The following is a 16481-nucleotide window of genomic DNA, read 5'->3' as shown; positions in this document are numbered from 1 at the left end:
GACTCAGCTTCTCTAAATAAGGAAATGGAGGGAATTCCTTTTGATCGATGTAAATAAATTCGAAAGTATGCAAATAGGGCTTGCTTCACCAGAAAAGATCAGAAGTTGGTCTTATGGGGAAGTTAAAAAACCCGAAACAATTAACTACCGTACATTAAAACCCGAACGTGAAGGGTTATTCTGTGAACGCATTTTTGGTCCAACCAAAGACTGGGAATGTGCTTGTGGTAAATATAAACGTATCCGTTATAAAGGTATTGTCTGTGACCGTTGTGGCGTTGAAGTCACTCGTTCAAAAGTACGTCGTGAACGTATGGGACATATTGAATTAGCCGCACCAGTTTCACATATCTGGTACTTTAAAGGAATTCCATCTCGGATGGGTCTTGTTTTAGACATGAGCCCTCGTGCATTGGAAGAAGTCATTTATTTTGCTTCATACGTTGTCATCGAACCAGGTGACACAACATTAGAGAAAAAACAATTGTTAACGGAACGCGAATATCGTGAAAAACGTGAACAATATGGCCAAGCCTTCAAAGCTGCTATGGGTGCCGAAGCCGTGAAACAATTATTAGATAACGTCGATTTAGATGGCGAAGTTGCGCAATTAAAAGAAGAATTGAAAACAGCTTCTGGTCAAAAACGGACACGTGCCATCCGTCGTTTAGACATCTTAGAAGCCTTCCGTGCTTCTGGTAACCAACCAAGCTGGATGGTAATGGATGTTATCCCAGTTATTCCACCAGATTTACGTCCGATGGTTCAATTGGAAGGTGGTCGTTTTGCAACAAGTGACTTAAACGACTTATACCGCCGTGTTATCAACCGTAACAACCGTCTAAAACGTTTATTAGACTTAAATGCGCCAAGCATCATTGTTCAAAACGAAAAACGGATGTTACAAGAAGCGGTCGATGCTTTAATCGATAATGGTCGTCGTGGCCGTCCAGTTACTGGACCAGGTAACCGGCCATTGAAATCTCTTTCTCACATGTTGAAAGGGAAACAAGGTCGTTTCCGTCAAAACTTACTAGGTAAACGTGTTGACTATTCTGGTCGTTCCGTAATCGTCGTTGGTCCGTTCTTAAAAATGTACCAATGTGGTTTACCAAAAGAAATGGCGATTGAATTATTCAAACCATTTGTAATGCGTGAATTAGTACAACGTGAAATTGCGACAAACATTAAAAATGCGAAACGTAAAATCGAACGTGGCGAAGATGAAGTTTGGGATATCTTAGAGGAAGTTATCCAAGAACACCCAGTTTTACTTAACCGGGCACCTACGTTGCATAGATTAGGGATCCAAGCTTTCGAACCTGTTCTTGTTGAAGGTCGTGCGATTCGTCTTCACCCATTAGTTTGTGAAGCCTACAATGCCGATTTCGATGGAGACCAAATGGCGGTTCACGTGCCTCTAAATGAAGAAGCACAAGCAGAAGCTCGTATGTTAATGCTTGCTGCCCAAAATATCTTGAACCCGAAAGATGGTAAACCAGTTGTTACACCATCTCAAGATATGGTCTTAGGTAACTACTACCTAACAATGGAAGAAGAAGGCCGTGAAGGGGAAGGCATGATCTTCCGCGACATGAACGAAGCTGTTTTAGCATGGCAAAATGGCTACGTACATTTACACTCACGGATTGGGGTTCAAACAACACTTTTAGGTGACAAACCATTTACTGATTGGCAAAAAGAACGAATCTTAATCACCACAGTTGGTAAGATCATCTTTAACGAAATCATGCCTGTTGAGTTCCCTTACTTGAACGAACCAACAGACTATAACTTAACTGTTCAAACACCAGATAAATACTTCGTAGAAGCTGGTACAGACATTCCTGCACATATTAAAGAGCAAGAATTAGTTTTACCATTCAAGAAGAAAAATCTTGGAAATATCATTGCTGAAGTCTTCAAGAGATTCCACATTACGGAAACCTCTAAAATGCTTGACCGCATGAAAGACTTAGGTTACAAACACTCAACGTATGCTGGGATGACGGTAGGGATTGCCGATATCATGGTTCTTCATGAAAAACAAGCAATCATTGATGCTGCCCACAAACAAGTTGAAACAATTACTAAACAATTCCGTCGTGGTTTAATTACTGATGACGAACGTTATGAACGTGTAATCGGCGTTTGGAACGGTGCCAAAGACGAAATCCAACAAAAACTGATCGAAAGTATGGAAGCTCGTAACCCAATCTTCATGATGTCTGACTCTGGAGCCCGTGGTAACATCTCCAACTTTACACAGTTAGCTGGTATGCGTGGTTTGATGGCCGCTCCGAATGGACGAATCATGGAATTACCAATCATCTCAAACTTCCGTGAAGGACTTTCTGTCTTAGAAATGTTTATCTCAACTCACGGGGCTCGTAAAGGGATGACCGATACGGCCTTGAAGACAGCCGATTCAGGTTACTTAACACGTCGTTTAGTTGACGTTGCCCAAGACGTAATCATTCGTGAAGACGACTGTGGCACTGACCGTGGTCTTGAAATCGAAGCAATTCGTGAAGGTAACGAAATTATCGAACCATTAGACGAACGTCTATTAGGTCGTTATACACGTAAATCAGTTGTTCATCCAGAAACTGGTGCAATCATCATTGGTGCGGATCAATTAATCACTGAAGATCTTGCAAGAGAAATCGTGGACGCTGGTATTGAAAAAGTAACCATCCGTTCTGTCTTTACATGTAACACAAAACATGGTGTATGTAAGCACTGTTACGGACGTAACTTGGCAACTGGTTCTGACGTTGAAGTCGGAGAAGCAGTTGGTACAATCGCCGCTCAATCAATCGGGGAACCTGGTACACAGTTAACTATGCGTACGTTCCATACCGGTGGGGTTGCCGGTGACGATATCACTCAAGGTTTACCTCGTATCCAAGAAATCTTTGAAGCACGTAATCCGAAAGGGCAAGCAGTGATTACAGAAGTAACCGGTGAAGTTATCGATATTTCTGAAGATCCTGCCACACGTCAAAAAGAAGTAACCATCAAAGGAAAAACAGATACACGTACCTATACTGTCCCTTACACTGCACGTATGAAAGTTGCTGAAGGCGACATCATCCACCGTGGTGCACCGTTGACAGAAGGTTCAATTGATCCAAAACAATTATTACAAGTTCGTGATGTTTTATCTGTTGAAAACTACCTATTACGTGAAGTACAACGTGTTTACCGTATGCAAGGGGTAGAAATCGGCGACAAACATATCGAAGTAATGGTTCGTCAAATGTTACGTAAAATCCGCGTAATGGATCCAGGTGACACTGAAATCCTTCCAGGAACATTAATGGACATCGCAGAATTTAAAGACCGTAACTACGACACATTAGTTGCTGGTGGCGTCCCTGCTACTAGTCGTCCAGTCTTACTTGGTATTACCAAAGCGTCATTGGAAACAAACAGCTTCTTATCTGCTGCATCCTTCCAAGAAACAACACGCGTGTTAACAGATGCTGCTATCCGTGGCAAAAAAGATCCATTACTTGGATTGAAAGAAAATGTTATCATTGGTAAAATCATCCCAGCTGGTACTGGTATGGCTCGTTACCGTAACATGGAACCAAAAGAAGTTGGCGTAGCTAGCGAAAACGTTTATAGTATTTCAGACATTGAAGCACAAATGGCTGCTGAAGATGCGATGAAAAACATCAATAAATAAACCCTAAAAAGCCGTAAGGAGCATGCTCCTTGCGGCTTTTTTATTTGCTATAACCAACTGATTGTGAGTAAGCCCAAACTTAAAAAGGGGACAAAGGGAAGTGTCTGTTCAACTGGATACCCCAAAAATTTACAGCTGTAGCCATAGATTAGGCCATAACTACTGGCAAAAAATAGTAGCATCAGCAACTGAGGTACCTGTAAAAAACAGCCCCACAAACCCAGTAACAAAAGATCCCCTCGCCCCATGGCTTCTGGAAAATAATGTAAGGCGGATTGGAAAAAACAAAAACAAAAAAGACCAGTCAGTAAGTAAAACGAATGCTGACCCGCAATTTTCAGCAAGCAAAGCACAAAAAAACTAGGATAAAGAATCTTCGGTTCAACCACTAAATACCAGTAATCAATCAAGGATAATGTGAAAGCGCTCGTCAGCCACCACCAGAGAATCAAAGCATCAATCGTCAGGCCAGCTGAAAAACAGCTTGCGGTTAAGCCGCCCATGACAAGTTCTGCTAAAAGATAACTCTTAGCTACTGGCTGTTGACACTTTCGACAACGAAAGCGCTGCAGCAAAATCGAAACAACTGGAATTAATTCATAGAGTTGTAGAGGCTGGTGGCAACCTTGACAGTGGGAAGGGGGCCACCACAAAGAACGCCCTACTGGTAAGCGCTCCGCCACTAAGCATAAAAAAGAACCGAAACAGGCACCAATCAAAAAGAGATTCAAGAAAAACATAGGTTACCTCCTTAAAAATAAACTACGCTTTTTTTAAACTTTTTCGTTTGACTAGACAAATCTTTTTTTGTTAGGAATAATAAAAGAAACAAGAAATGAGGGAATCAAATGGAAAAATTAGCGATTGGTGTCGACGTTGGCACTACGCAAGCCAAAGCAGTGGCTTTTCAAGCAAATGGCACAGTCGTAGCTTCTAGCTATGTGCGTTATCCATTAATTCAAGAGACTGAAGGAATGGCGGAGCAAGACCCAGAAACGCTGTTCCAAGCTGTGGTGAACTGTATTCGAACCGTCACACAACAAGTGAAGAATCAACCAATTGGGCTCATTTCTTTTGCTTCAGCGATGCATGGCTTAATTGCCATGGATGCGCAAGGACGCCCATTGACCCAAGTGATTACTTGGGCTGACACACGAGCATCTGATTATGCGGAAGCGTTAAAAGAAACGCCAGCGGCCCAATTGTTTTATCAATTGACAGGCATGCCAGTTCATCCAATGGCGCCTTTGTACAAGATTCGCTGGCTGCAGGAAAATCAGCCAGCCGTTGCGCAGAGCGCGGCCAAGTTTATTGGGATTAAGGACTACATTTTTTACCGTTTCTTTGGCGAATACTGGACAGATTATAGTAGTGCTTCGGGGATGGGTTTATTTAATATTCACACGCGGCAATGGGAATCGTCGATTTTAGCGTATTTATCTATTGAGGAGGAACAGTTGCCAAAAGTTGCCCCGTCAACGTTCATTTTTCCAGCATTAGCGCCTTCTTGGCAAGAGATGCTTGGTGTTGAGGAGGAAACGGTTTTAGTTCTTGGTGGCGCGGATGGTCCATTGTCTAATTTAGGTTTGGGAGCGCTAGGAATGGGTGTAGCGACTTTGACCGTTGGTACGAGCGGCGCACTTCGGTATATTGTCGAGGAACCTTTTTTGCATCCGCAAGGTGAAACGTTTTGTTTTGCTCTAGATGAACAGCACTGGGTGATTGGTGGCGCAAGTAGTAATGGTGCAGTTGCGTTAGATTGGGCGAGCCAAACGATTTTTGCAGAAGAACGTCAGCAAGCTATCCAAAACGGGACCAATCTCTATGACCCAATTATGGCCAAAATTGCAACCGTGCCAGCTGGGGCAAATGGCTTACTGTTTCATCCTTATTTGCTAGGTGAACGAGCACCGCTGTGGAATGCAGAGGCGAGCGCAAGTTTTATTGGCTTGCGCAAAAATCACCATGCCGGGCATTTAGCTCGAGCGGTGGTGGAAGGAATCTGTTTCAATTTAAAAACCATTTTAGAGGATTTGAAACAACTCGGTGGACCCGTTCAGGAGATTCGAGCGACAGGCGGCTTTGCTGATTCCCCTGTGTTCCGTCAAATCATGGCTGATGTGCTGGGAGAAACGTTATCGTTCACTGATAGCACCGAAGCTTCGGCATTAGGCGCTGTTTTGCTAGGTTGGCAAGGCTTAGGGCAGTTACCAAATTTACAAGCAGCGGCGCAACAGGTGCTGATTCATGAAACGGTCACGCCACGAGCGGATCAATTGCTAGTTTATCAAGAACTGTATCCTGTTTTTCAAGAAACCCAACAAGTTTTAGCACAAAGTTATCAAAAATTAGCAGAATTCCGCAAATAATTGATAGTAAATAGCTTTGACAAATGGCTGAGAAGTTGCTTAACTAGAAGAGAGACGAAGACTTGAGGAAATGAGGATGAGGAATGAAGAAGCAGCTATTACCACTATTTCTGTTATTCATTGGGGCGTTAGCAAGCTGCAGTGCGCCGTCTCGTTCCGGCGAAAAAGCAGCGCAACAGTTGGTAGATTACTTTATTTATCAAGAAAAGACAGCGACATTCTCTCAAACTTTTCGTGAACCGAAAGTCTTGGCGGAGCATTTGCAGACGAGCCGTCAACAGTTCCAGAAGCAATTTTTCAATAGCTTAAAAGAAATGAACGCTGAAGTCACCGAGACTGAAGCCCAGAAGCTTAGCACAGAATTACTGGCTCAAGTGAAGAAAAAAGCGTCATATCAACTAGTAGCCACGAAAGAATTGAATGGACAAGCGACAATCACTTTTCAGATTAAGGGCTTAGATTTTGTGACGGCGATTGAAGATACAACCACTGCTCTTCTTCAGCAAACGCAACAGGCAACACAAGCGCTAGACATGCAGCACACGTTAGCCGTTTTAAAAAAAGAAATCCAACAAATCAATGTCAGCCATGAGCCAGTTGAACTGCCATTAACGGTTAAGCAAGTAGAAGGACAATGGTACTTGCCGGCAGCGGAGCAACTGAGACTGAATCAGTTTTTTTTAGCTTTCGTCACAGGAAAAGAAGATACTGACCAGTTGACAGAGGCACTCGACACGATCCTTACTCAAGCGGAACAAAAAGTCGTCACTGCGGATGAAAAAACAGCGATTTCAGGAAATTAATTAGATTCTTAATTGTAATTATTATAATTTGATAATAATTTTAAAAAAGAAAGGTTTTCAGTGTACTTTTTTCACAATTCATATTACACTAAGAGTGTAGAAATAATATTTAGGAGGATGACAAAGAATGAAATTTGAAAAAACAAAAGAAATTTTGAACCAACTCGTTGCAGATTTAAGCCAATTTTCCGTGGTAATTCATCAAACACATTGGTATATGCGTGGACCTGAATTTTTAACACTTCACCCACAAATGGATGAATACATGGATCAAATCAATGAGCAATTAGATGTTGTTTCAGAACGTTTAATCACATTGGACGGCTCTCCATTCTCAACATTGCGTGAATTCGCAGAAAATACAAAAATTGAAGATGAAATTGGTAACTGGGACCGCACTATTCCAGAACGTATGGAAAAATTAGTAGCAGGCTACCGTTACTTAGCAGACCTTTACGCAAAAGGAATCGAAGTTTCTGGTGAAGAAGGCGACGACTGCACACAAGACATTTTCATCGCAAACAAAACAGACATCGAAAAAAATATTTGGATGTTACAAGCCAAACTTGGCAAAGCGCCTGGTATTGACGCATAATTTAAAACAACTCCCAAAGCCGCTGACGTTGACGTTGGCGGTTTTTTTCTGTTTAAAAGGCACAAAAAAATAAGTGAAAATCTATTTTCTGAAAGCGCAGAAAAACATTGACTTTATCAGTGATTGAAGGTAAAATATTAAATGGTATTGTTTGCCCCACAATGAGCCCCGGAAACTCAAGTGTATGTCAAACATCGAAAACAAAATTGGAGGAAAGAAACGTGCGTACAACATATATGGCCAAAGCTGGCGAAGTAGAACGTAAATGGTACGTAGTAGATGCAACAGATGTTCCTTTAGGACGTCTATCAGCAGTTGTTGCTTCTGTACTACGTGGTAAAAATAAACCAACATTCACACCACATGTGGATACTGGAGATTTCGTAATCGTAATTAACGCTGATAAAGTAAAATTAACAGGTAAAAAAGCTACAGACAAAATTTACTACCGTCACTCAATGTATCCTGGAGGATTAAAATCAGTGACAGCTGGTGAATTACGCGACAAAAACTCTCGCCGTCTTATCGAAACTTCTGTAAAAGGTATGCTACCTAAAAACACTTTAGGACGTAAACAATTTACTAAATTGAACGTATACGGTGGAGCTGAGCATCCACATGCTGCACAACAACCAGAAGTATTAGATATCACGAACTTAATTTAAGGAGGGAAATTCATTGGCACAAGTACAATATAGCGGCACAGGCCGTCGTAAAAATGCAGTTGCCCGCGTACGCTTAGTACCAGGTACTGGTAAAATTACTGTAAACAAAAAAGACGTAGAAGAATATATTCCACATGCTGACTTGCGTGAAGTTATCAACCAACCATTTGGCGTAACTGAAACAAAAGGCGCTTACGATGTAATCGTAAACGTAAACGGTGGTGGCTATGCTGGACAATCAGGAGCTATCCGTCACGGAATCGCTCGTGCATTGTTACAAGTAGATCCTGACTTCCGTTCTGCTTTAAAACGCGCTGGGTTACTTACTCGTGACGCACGTATGGTTGAACGTAAAAAACCAGGTCTTAAGAAAGCCCGTAAAGCTTCACAGTTCTCAAAACGTTAATCTGTTTCAGATATATCAACGTTTTGGACTATTATTTGGTGGAAATTGGTGTAAAAATCAATTTTCTTATCAATATAAAAGCAAAAGACATCAGTGTTTTACTGGTGTTTTTTTATTTTTATCGAGAAATTTGTAAAACTGTTATAATATATTTACTGAGTATATTATTAGGAGGTTTTATTTTGGCGGAAAATTTGAAAAAAATAATTTATTTTGATGAGACATCTGCAATTGATTTATTGCAGATAGAGAAAAAGGGAAACTTTAAGCAAACAATAGAACTAGTTAATGAAGTAAGTGGTGGAGCCAATGGTGAAGTAAAAGCCAGTGCGGCCGCTGGGAAGCAAAGTGCAGTTAAAGCTGTTTTTGAAAAATTAACAGGGTTGTCGGGTTCAATTGAGGGTCAAATTGGAGCTTCTGGAGCTATTCATGGCGGAAGAATTGCAAAAACATTATTAGAGAATACTTTACTCTCTGATTTTTTAGATACTGTTGAATTTAGAAAAAGAAAATCATTGATAGATATTACAAGTGGATATAAATTGACTATCGATAAAGAATCTATGACTTATTTTGCTATGATTGCCCCTATAACGGAAATGATGGAAGGTAATCAAAGGGTAGGTGAAGAGATAACAATGACAGTATCTAAAATGAATCAAGGGATAAGGAATACCAAAGGGTATTATGAATTGATAGGAACAAAAACCCAATCTGTAGATGATTCAACTGATAAAGTTATAGATAAGAGAATTTTTCGATTTAATATCGATTCTTTCAAAAACAATTATAGAATTCAAGATTTAAGAAGAATGAACTTAAACTTATACTCTATATATGTTGGGGAAACATATATGTCTGAATTAAATTTTGAAAAAGAATTTGATTTAAATTCAGATAAAACTGAATTGGACTTTCAAGGATTTAGTGATAAGAAGGCTGATGAAAAAGTTATATCTGATGAAATTGTCCCAGTATATGATGTAATATTGGCAGGAGTGAAATAAATGGATAAGATAGTTCTTTTTGATGGATCAAAAAAAGATTTTAATGCTTATGTTGAAAAACATGGTGTTGAAGAATATACTCCATTTATGGAGCTGATTAGACAATATAATGAAAAAATTAGAGCTAATGATACATCTGCTGTAAATGAAGTGGGTGAGGTAAATAAGAATATTATTGAAAATGTAGTTATTTATTCTGATGATTTTGCTTCTGTAACAGATCATGTAATTACTAACTTCCCTAACATAGTGATTTTAGGACATGATATTGAGAATTTATATATTCAAAATGCACCTAAACGTGTTAAGTATTCGTTGGAGGTGGAGTTTGATAATATAATAAAAAACCGTAAGTCTGATTATTATGAAGCAGATTCGGAAGATATCATTAAATTTTATAATGATGTAAAAAATAGTCATGTTGTAGGACAAGAGGAAGCTAAGAAAAAAACTTGTGTTGGTTTGTACAAGTCAACTGTTTTGAAAGAAAATCAACCATTAGTGCTATTGTATTACGGTCCCTCAGGAGTAGGGAAAACGGAACTTGCAAAAAAAATAAGTAGTTTTTATGATGGAAAGCTCACAAGAATTCAATTTTCCATGATGCAAACAGATGAAGCATTTAAATATATATTTGGAGATACTCATGGGAAGCCATCTTTAGCGAGAGACTTATTATCTAGGGAAACAAATGTAGTGTTAATTGATGAGTTTGATAAAGTATCACCCTCTCTGTACAATGTTTTTTATCAAATGTTTGATGAGGGAGAATTTGAAGATATAAATTATAAGGTTGATGTATCAAATTGTATTTTTATACTCACATCTAACTTCAACAATGAAAAAAATATTGCTGAAGTACTTGGCTTTCCAATTTTTTCAAGAATAGATACCAAAATAAAGTTTAAAGAACTAACAAAATCAGAACTCTCTTTAGTAATAGAAAAAATATTTGAAAGTATTTATAAAAAAATATCAACTGAAGACCAAAAACTTATTGATGAGGTTGAACTAAAAAATAAGTATTTGGAGTCAGTTGAAATTTTTAAAAATATTAGACTGTTAGATAAGTTTATAGAAAATGATATCTTTAATGTATTATTTGAAAATAGAATTCAGGGAAATGATAGCTAAAAATTGTTATTTTAATGAATTTAATAGATTTAAAGCGTCTGTATCTTGCAGGTGCTTTTTTTCTGGCATTAATTCAAGATAGTAATTCATTGTGGTTTGTAAATTTGAATGCCCTAATCGTTGTGAAATATAGTCCAATCTAATGTTGTCATTTGAAAATAGAAATGAAGCGTGAGTATCTCGAAGCCCATGAAAAGTTGTTCTAGGGATTTCTAATTTCTTCAGTAGTCTTGCTAATTTCGCTGATTGTTGAAATCCGTCTGGATCAAATAAATAACCATTCTCTTTTGGTTTTAGAGTGTTAACAATCTCATAAACATCTTTATTAATAGACACAGTCCGTTTAGATTTCTTTGTTTTAAGACGAGTATCGGGGCTTGTGGGGCTGATTGAGCGCTCTATTTTAATGCCATACTTAATTATATCATTCTTAGTCAAGGCGAGCAGTTCGCCACGTCTAGCACCAGTTTCAAGCGCTAAGAGTACCATAACATAAAACTCCTTATTATGATTTTGAAGGAGATAAGAGCGTAATTTCTTAAAGTCAGAAATAGATAGTGCTTTATTTCTTTTTTCAAGTTCTTTACCACGGGTTTTTACAAGACCAGCAAAATCTGAAACAAGAAGATTTCTTCCGTAAGCGTAACGAAGCGAAGTTCTTAATTTTAATAATAATTCGGTTGTTGTTTTACGAGAATGAGTTTTTCCATACTCATCTATCTTCATTTGTACTACTAGGTCATTTAATTCATTTAATTTTATATCTTTGAATAGTTGTTTTACTACAGGAATAGTCCTGGTATAATTTACAAAGGTAGCGGGTCTTACATCATTCTTTTTTACAATATAAACCCAATTTTCATAAAAGCTTGAAAAACTATCTTGCCTTTGTGCGAGGTCTATACCGTCACCTTTTGCTATTTCGTGTTGCATAGCCCAACGTTTCGCCTCAGCTTTAGTTTTGAATGTTTTTGTAATCCGATTATTTACGCCATGTTTATAGTTAGAAATTTCTGCACGATATGAATTGCCTCTTTTAATTATTGTTGCCATTTACCTAACCTCGCTTAATGGATTGAATGATTAACAATAAATTTTTCAAGTTCAGTGATTGTATAACGCTCCTGTTTTCCAACCATGAACCTTTTTAGCTCACCTGAACTCCTAACATACTTGTCAAAAGATTTTGGGTCAATCCCTAAGAAATTAGCTGCCATTTCCCTTGTCAACAATAAAGGAAAGTTTTTTACTTCACGATTCATTTTATTTCCTCACATTCAATCAATTTTTATTTTTTTATATTTGATACGGTTCTCTAAGAGTTCTCCATTTTTGAAAATCTTACCTGAATACTCTGTTTCATATAAAACTTCATTATGTTTGATGATATTTTCGGTATCTTCAAATGTAACGAATTTAAGTACTTCAGGTTTTTTCAGATTTCTTGAAGAATAAAAAGATTTCTTTCCATAACTTTCAAGAAGTTCCTGTCCGATTCCCTTTTCAAAGTACTTCGAAACGTACCTCCCGCGACTTGATTTTGAATCAACATCAATTTTATTAATCCATACTCCTCCAAGACCCCAAACTTTTACTAAATCATGTTGGGGAATAAATGGAAAATCAAAAAGCATAATATGAACGTGCCAAGCACCTCTTTTTTGCTTTTCTAATACAGCAAGATATTTAAGTAGTCGTTTTTTTGAATTAAAAATTTTATAGTTTAAACGTTTGATGAATTTGTCGAAAAGTAAATTAAATTGATTTCTATCTTGGATATTTTCTTTTGTTGTAAGTGTGAGGAATGAAGTTCTTTTGTCGAAATTAGTATCAACTAATCTCATAACTTCCCAACGTGAATTTTTTCTTGTTTTTGAAATTCTTTCTAGTCGTTCATTTTGTTCTTCAGTAGATAATTCATCAAAATTTCGTTTCTTTTTTCGTTCTTTTTTCGGTTCAGTATTTTCAATATTTTCATCTTGAGTAAAGATAACTTTTTCATATTCATATACTTCGATATATGAAGCAGTGCGGATAATTTTTCGGTTATAACTCACAAAAAATCACCATATTTTCAATATTTTTCTCGTAGTGTTTGCTTATACAATAAATAAACTAGGAAGAGTTCTCCAAACTCTTCCGTATCTCTAAATTTTGGATCAAGAACATTATCGCTCCGCTTTGCCCCTGACGGGGGCAGTCTGTTCTTGAACCAAAATAAGAGCTACAAAAACTAGAAATTATTTATTAGTTGGTAGGACATCAGCACAAGAGAACCATAAATTTCCATTAAATTGACCAACATTTAAATCTTGAAGTAAAACGGGAGTAGTTTTATTATTTTTCAAATCTTGAACACTCAAGCTAGGAGACACATTATTAACTTTTACTTGAATCATTTCCATGAAGAAGTCTGAATTCTCATCTTGAATAGAAACGTTTAAGCGATATGCAGATAACTTTTGTGTTTCACGGTCTAATACTTCAGAATATCCTTTTACGGCTAAGAATTTATTTCCAAGTAATTCAGGCTTCAAAAAATCATTTAATTTCATATCGAAATTCCTTTCATTCCAGCTTTTAGAGTCGTTCAGGTTTGGACATACATAAATTTTTGTGTTAATTTTCAGGCAAAGCCTGACCGCCCTTATCACTCGGCGGAATCGTGAAGAACCACTTTTCCAGTTCATTCAGAAAACCGCTGAATAAACTAAAAAAGTAGTTGTAATTAGGGATTTGGCATGATATTTAATATCACTTGTTTAAATTCTTGTTTAGTCTTTAAATCAACAAAAGGGGCAACTGTGATTTCAGGATCTATCATATTTTGTCCGTCAGCATAGAAGAGGGCCTCGCCCTTTCTGCCTGTTACTGTAGGTATATTTTCAAGTTCACACATAGCGAAAGCCATACGTATTCTATCTGCTGATGGAGAGCCCATATATAAAACCGCAGAAATCTGGTTTCTTAATTCCACAGGTATATTTTCAGCATTTGGGTCTTGTGTGCTAATGCATAAATGACAACCCGCCTGACGTCCTTTTCTAGCGATTAGTCCTAGGTTTTGAAGTATCTCATTCCACAAAGCCTTACCGTCTTTAGACGAGCCACAAGAATCTCTGATACTGGCTAACTCATCAATAAACAAGAAATTAGGGGTCATGTCTAAGTCATAAGCATCAGCATTTAGTTCATCGCTATTTTTTATTAGCTCAAAGCGTTCATTCATGACTTCACAAAACTCCCTAGAGAGCTTGGCAAGAGAATGTGGAGTTTGACCAATGTTAATCTGTTCCCCCAAAGTTTCTTTCAAGATCTCCCCCAAACTATATAGATCAGCTCCCTTCCCATCGACTATGCTTAAATAGGTATTTGGATATAGACCACACCCCTTTGAAATTGCATTATATAAAATCCATTGTAAACTGATAGTTTTGCCTGACCCAGTTCGACCATATAGTCCCAAATTCGTATTACTCCTCAGAGAGAACTGTTGAGTATTCGATAGTCGGATAATATCTATTGGAGTATTTTCAAAAAAATCTCTAGTCAATGTATTGGAAAATACGTATTGCTCAATTTCTTGTTTGTTTTTCAAAAAGGTATATTTAACTACATCAGGGAGGATGTGCTTTTCTTCAATTGGGAGAGCTAGTAAACCTTGTAATTCAACATCTAATGCTTCCATGCGTTTAGAGTAAATATCTCCTGTTTTATAACAAAAAATGATAATTTTGCCAGAGCTTTCTAAATAAGATAATTCTGCTGAACTTTCTATAATGGTTCTGCTTTTTTCTTTAAACCGCCCATTTTCATAGATTTCAAATTTTTCTTGGCTTTTTTTGTAAAGATTATTATTCAAGATAAAATCATATAAAAGCCACTCTAGATAGTGTTTTTTCTCAACTGCTTTTTTTATTTGCTTTGAAAATTGCCTGATTTTCATAACACAGACTACTCCCAATCCTATGACAACCAACAGAAGAAGGAGGTTTTTAATAGTTGAAATTAAGAAGGACAGTAGCAAAAATAAAAAGATGTAGGAAATAACTGTTGCTACAGTGACGATTTTTAACCAATCAAATGGCTTCTTGTATAAGGAAATAATCATCTAAATCTCTCCTTTAATCTTACCTATCCAATACCTAATTCGAGCTAATATAGATTCAGTCGCATATTTTACCAAAAAGAAAAAACTTATAAAGAAGGATATTGCTCCCAAAGATAAGGTTAAAAAATTCAGAAAGTCGTTATCAATCACTATTTGATTGGTAATTCCAAACAGCATTCCAAGAATAAGAAAGGCTCCCCCAAAAAATTTTGATTTTTTCATTTTATTTGCTTCTCCTAATTTTTTCTTGCTTTATTTTTGACGTATTCTTCAAGAAGGCGACCTAGAACAGCTAGAAGTATGGCTAAGAACGAAAAAATAAAAAATGAAGAAAAGAGAGAGAATTGGACTATAGAACTCGTTGCTTTGTGAATAACTGAATTATAATAAGAAAGGTAAAAGCCACCCACAACAAAGTCTGATCCCACGGGACTAAGACCAACGTTCGAGATGAAACTTAGGATTAATCCGAAAATTATGAAAACTGCTACCATGGGTAACAGATAAACCAAGTTTAAAATGCTCTTTTTATACAATTTTGTCATTTTTTTGTCTCCATTCTTCATTTCCAGAAATATGAGGATAACTTTCATAAAGGTTAGTTATGAAAGACTTGGGATAAATTCTTTTATTTTCCAAAAAGTCATCAATTAAAAAATGATTGTTCTTATAGTGTCTTACGTGAATAATAATATTAAAGATTGCTATTAGTTTTCTAGCATACTCAATAGGTAAACGCTTTAAATCATTCTCATCTCTAATAATTTTTGCAACATGTACGACATGGTTCGTGATAGGTGGCAGGAGCAAATTGTAAGCTTTCCCTATACGTATCAGTTTTCTACGTTGAGTAATTGAAGTATTTCTGATAAGCTTTTCGATGTTGATAGTTGTTCCGATTTCAAATGTCATTTTATTGACCTCCATATTAAAAGATTAGTTTGTGACAGTAGGAATATTTTGGTTAATGGTGATGCTCTAATACACATATCAAATCCTCCTTATATCTATTACGGGTTAAGTTTATCCCGTAAATGCTTTTTTAAAATGGGATTTTTTTATCCCGTAAAGTTTGAAAAATTAACAAGAAACTAATCTTGCTAATTAAAATTATCTAAATAATATGATTTTATACATAAACGAACACAGAAAGCCTTATGAATTCTCTTTGCTCCAAATACTCCCATGAAATGACCTTGCATATCTAAAAGATTAGATAATACATCCTTTTCAAGCATGAATGATGTTTGGTATCCCCAATCATTACTCATAGATAAATTGCTGAAATCTAGCTTCTTTAGTTTTATATTCTGCCAATCAATATCATGCATTTTTTTATATTGAGTTCGCACTATTTGATTTACTAAACTAGAGTATGAAACATCAAGTCCAAACTTTTCTTTAAAATCGTTCTTCAATTTTTCTAAAAGTAATTTAGATTCTGAAGCTAACCGCATTCTTACATTTGTTTTATCTGGCATAAAAACAGCCCCCTTCGTAACGTTTGAAAGTTATCCCGTAAAAATATAATAGCATTATATTTTGATAATTGCAAGAAAGAATGTAAACTTGGTGGAAATAAGTGTAAATAACATCACTTTTTATGTTTTTCTAACTATTGATATCCAATTTTAGAGTTGTGAAATCTTGATATTAAAGGATATTAAGTTATATAATTTCCTTAAATTAAGTCATGT

17 protein-coding genes are annotated in these 16481 nt (G+C 36.8%); 8 read left to right on the top strand and 9 right to left on the bottom strand.

Translation table 11 applies throughout. The features are described from left to right. The first annotated feature begins 40 nt into the window (after window positions 1-40). Entirely contained in the window at window positions 41-3694 is a 3654-nt protein-coding gene (gene rpoC / locus IGK82_RS12805) for a DNA-directed RNA polymerase subunit beta' (RefSeq protein ID WP_002354777.1), read from the top strand. Window positions 3695-3741: 47 nt separating this feature from the next. Here the strand turns inward: rpoC and IGK82_RS12800 are convergent, their stop codons facing one another. Continuing rightward, window positions 3742-4434 (bottom strand): prepilin peptidase, encoded by a 693-nt coding sequence (locus IGK82_RS12800; protein ID WP_016622549.1) that lies wholly within the window; start codon window positions 4432-4434, stop codon window positions 3742-3744. Window positions 4435-4542: 108 nt separating this feature from the next. On the opposite strand from IGK82_RS12800, the gene IGK82_RS12795 reads away from it, so the two are divergent. The 7 genes from IGK82_RS12795 to IGK82_RS12765 all read left to right on the top strand — a co-directional run bounded on the left by IGK82_RS12795 (window position 4543) and on the right by IGK82_RS12765 (window position 10673). Next, on the top strand, window positions 4543-6063 hold the full coding sequence (locus tag IGK82_RS12795) for a gluconokinase (protein ID WP_002396789.1): 1521 nt from the start codon (window positions 4543-4545) through the stop codon (window positions 6061-6063). Window positions 6064-6146: 83 nt separating this feature from the next. Further along, window positions 6147-6866, top strand: a complete 720-nt coding sequence (locus IGK82_RS12790; protein WP_016622550.1) for a DUF5105 domain-containing protein — start codon at window positions 6147-6149, stop codon at window positions 6864-6866. A 127-nt stretch (window positions 6867-6993) separates the two neighbouring features. Next, window positions 6994-7461, top strand: coding sequence for a Dps family protein (locus tag IGK82_RS12785; protein WP_002354782.1), 468 nt, complete (start codon window positions 6994-6996; stop codon window positions 7459-7461). Window positions 7462-7697: 236 nt separating this feature from the next. Beyond that, a complete protein-coding gene (gene rplM / locus IGK82_RS12780; protein ID WP_048670019.1) occupies window positions 7698-8126 on the top strand; it encodes a 50S ribosomal protein L13 in 429 nt (142 codons plus the stop codon). A 13-nt stretch (window positions 8127-8139) separates the two neighbouring features. Beyond that, a complete protein-coding gene (gene rpsI, locus IGK82_RS12775; protein WP_002354786.1) occupies window positions 8140-8532 on the top strand; it encodes a 30S ribosomal protein S9 in 393 nt (130 codons plus the stop codon). Between the two features lie 38 nt (window positions 8533-8570). Continuing rightward, entirely contained in the window at window positions 8571-9539 is a 969-nt protein-coding gene (locus tag IGK82_RS12770; RefSeq protein WP_430605121.1) for a DUF6414 family protein, read from the top strand. Beyond that, the gene (locus IGK82_RS12765; protein ID WP_197908603.1) at window positions 9540-10673 is read left to right on the top strand and encodes an AAA family ATPase; all 1134 of its coding nucleotides are present in this window, start codon (window positions 9540-9542) and stop codon (window positions 10671-10673) included. 6 nt (window positions 10674-10679) lie between these two features. Here the strand turns inward: IGK82_RS12765 and IGK82_RS12760 are convergent, their stop codons facing one another. From IGK82_RS12760 to IGK82_RS12725, 8 genes are all read right to left on the bottom strand, one after another. Then, on the bottom strand, window positions 10680-11726 hold the full coding sequence (locus tag IGK82_RS12760) for a site-specific integrase (protein ID WP_197908601.1): 1047 nt from the start codon (window positions 11724-11726) through the stop codon (window positions 10680-10682). Between the two features lie 14 nt (window positions 11727-11740). Continuing rightward, entirely contained in the window at window positions 11741-11935 is a 195-nt protein-coding gene (locus tag IGK82_RS12755) for a DNA-binding protein (RefSeq protein WP_430605119.1), read from the bottom strand. A gap of 15 nt (window positions 11936-11950) precedes the next feature. After that, a complete protein-coding gene (locus IGK82_RS12750; RefSeq protein ID WP_197908597.1) occupies window positions 11951-12730 on the bottom strand; it encodes a rolling circle replication-associated protein in 780 nt (259 codons plus the stop codon). Window positions 12731-12913: 183 nt separating this feature from the next. After that, a complete protein-coding gene (locus IGK82_RS12745; protein ID WP_197908596.1) occupies window positions 12914-13228 on the bottom strand; it encodes a hypothetical protein in 315 nt (104 codons plus the stop codon). A gap of 173 nt (window positions 13229-13401) precedes the next feature. Next, complete coding sequence (locus tag IGK82_RS12740) at window positions 13402-14619, bottom strand: cell division protein FtsK (protein ID WP_430605172.1); 1218 nt, start codon at window positions 14617-14619, stop codon at window positions 13402-13404. 165 nt (window positions 14620-14784) lie between these two features. Further along, window positions 14785-15006 (bottom strand): hypothetical protein, encoded by a 222-nt coding sequence (locus IGK82_RS12735; protein WP_167839613.1) that lies wholly within the window; start codon window positions 15004-15006, stop codon window positions 14785-14787. A 306-nt stretch (window positions 15007-15312) separates the two neighbouring features. Then, window positions 15313-15696 carry a hypothetical protein gene (locus IGK82_RS12730; RefSeq protein WP_430605118.1) on the bottom strand — a complete coding sequence of 128 codons (384 nt, stop codon included), beginning with the start codon at window positions 15694-15696 and terminating at the stop codon, window positions 15313-15315. Between the two features lie 188 nt (window positions 15697-15884). Continuing rightward, entirely contained in the window at window positions 15885-16265 is a 381-nt protein-coding gene (locus IGK82_RS12725) for a hypothetical protein (protein ID WP_311956285.1), read from the bottom strand. Between the last annotated feature and the right edge of the window lie 216 nt (window positions 16266-16481).

It is taken from the genome of Enterococcus sp. AZ197 (genome assembly GCF_050556405.1).
Taxonomy (GTDB): domain Bacteria; phylum Bacillota; class Bacilli; order Lactobacillales; family Enterococcaceae; genus Enterococcus; species Enterococcus faecalis.
This window is presented reverse-complemented; position numbering and strand designations above follow the sequence as displayed.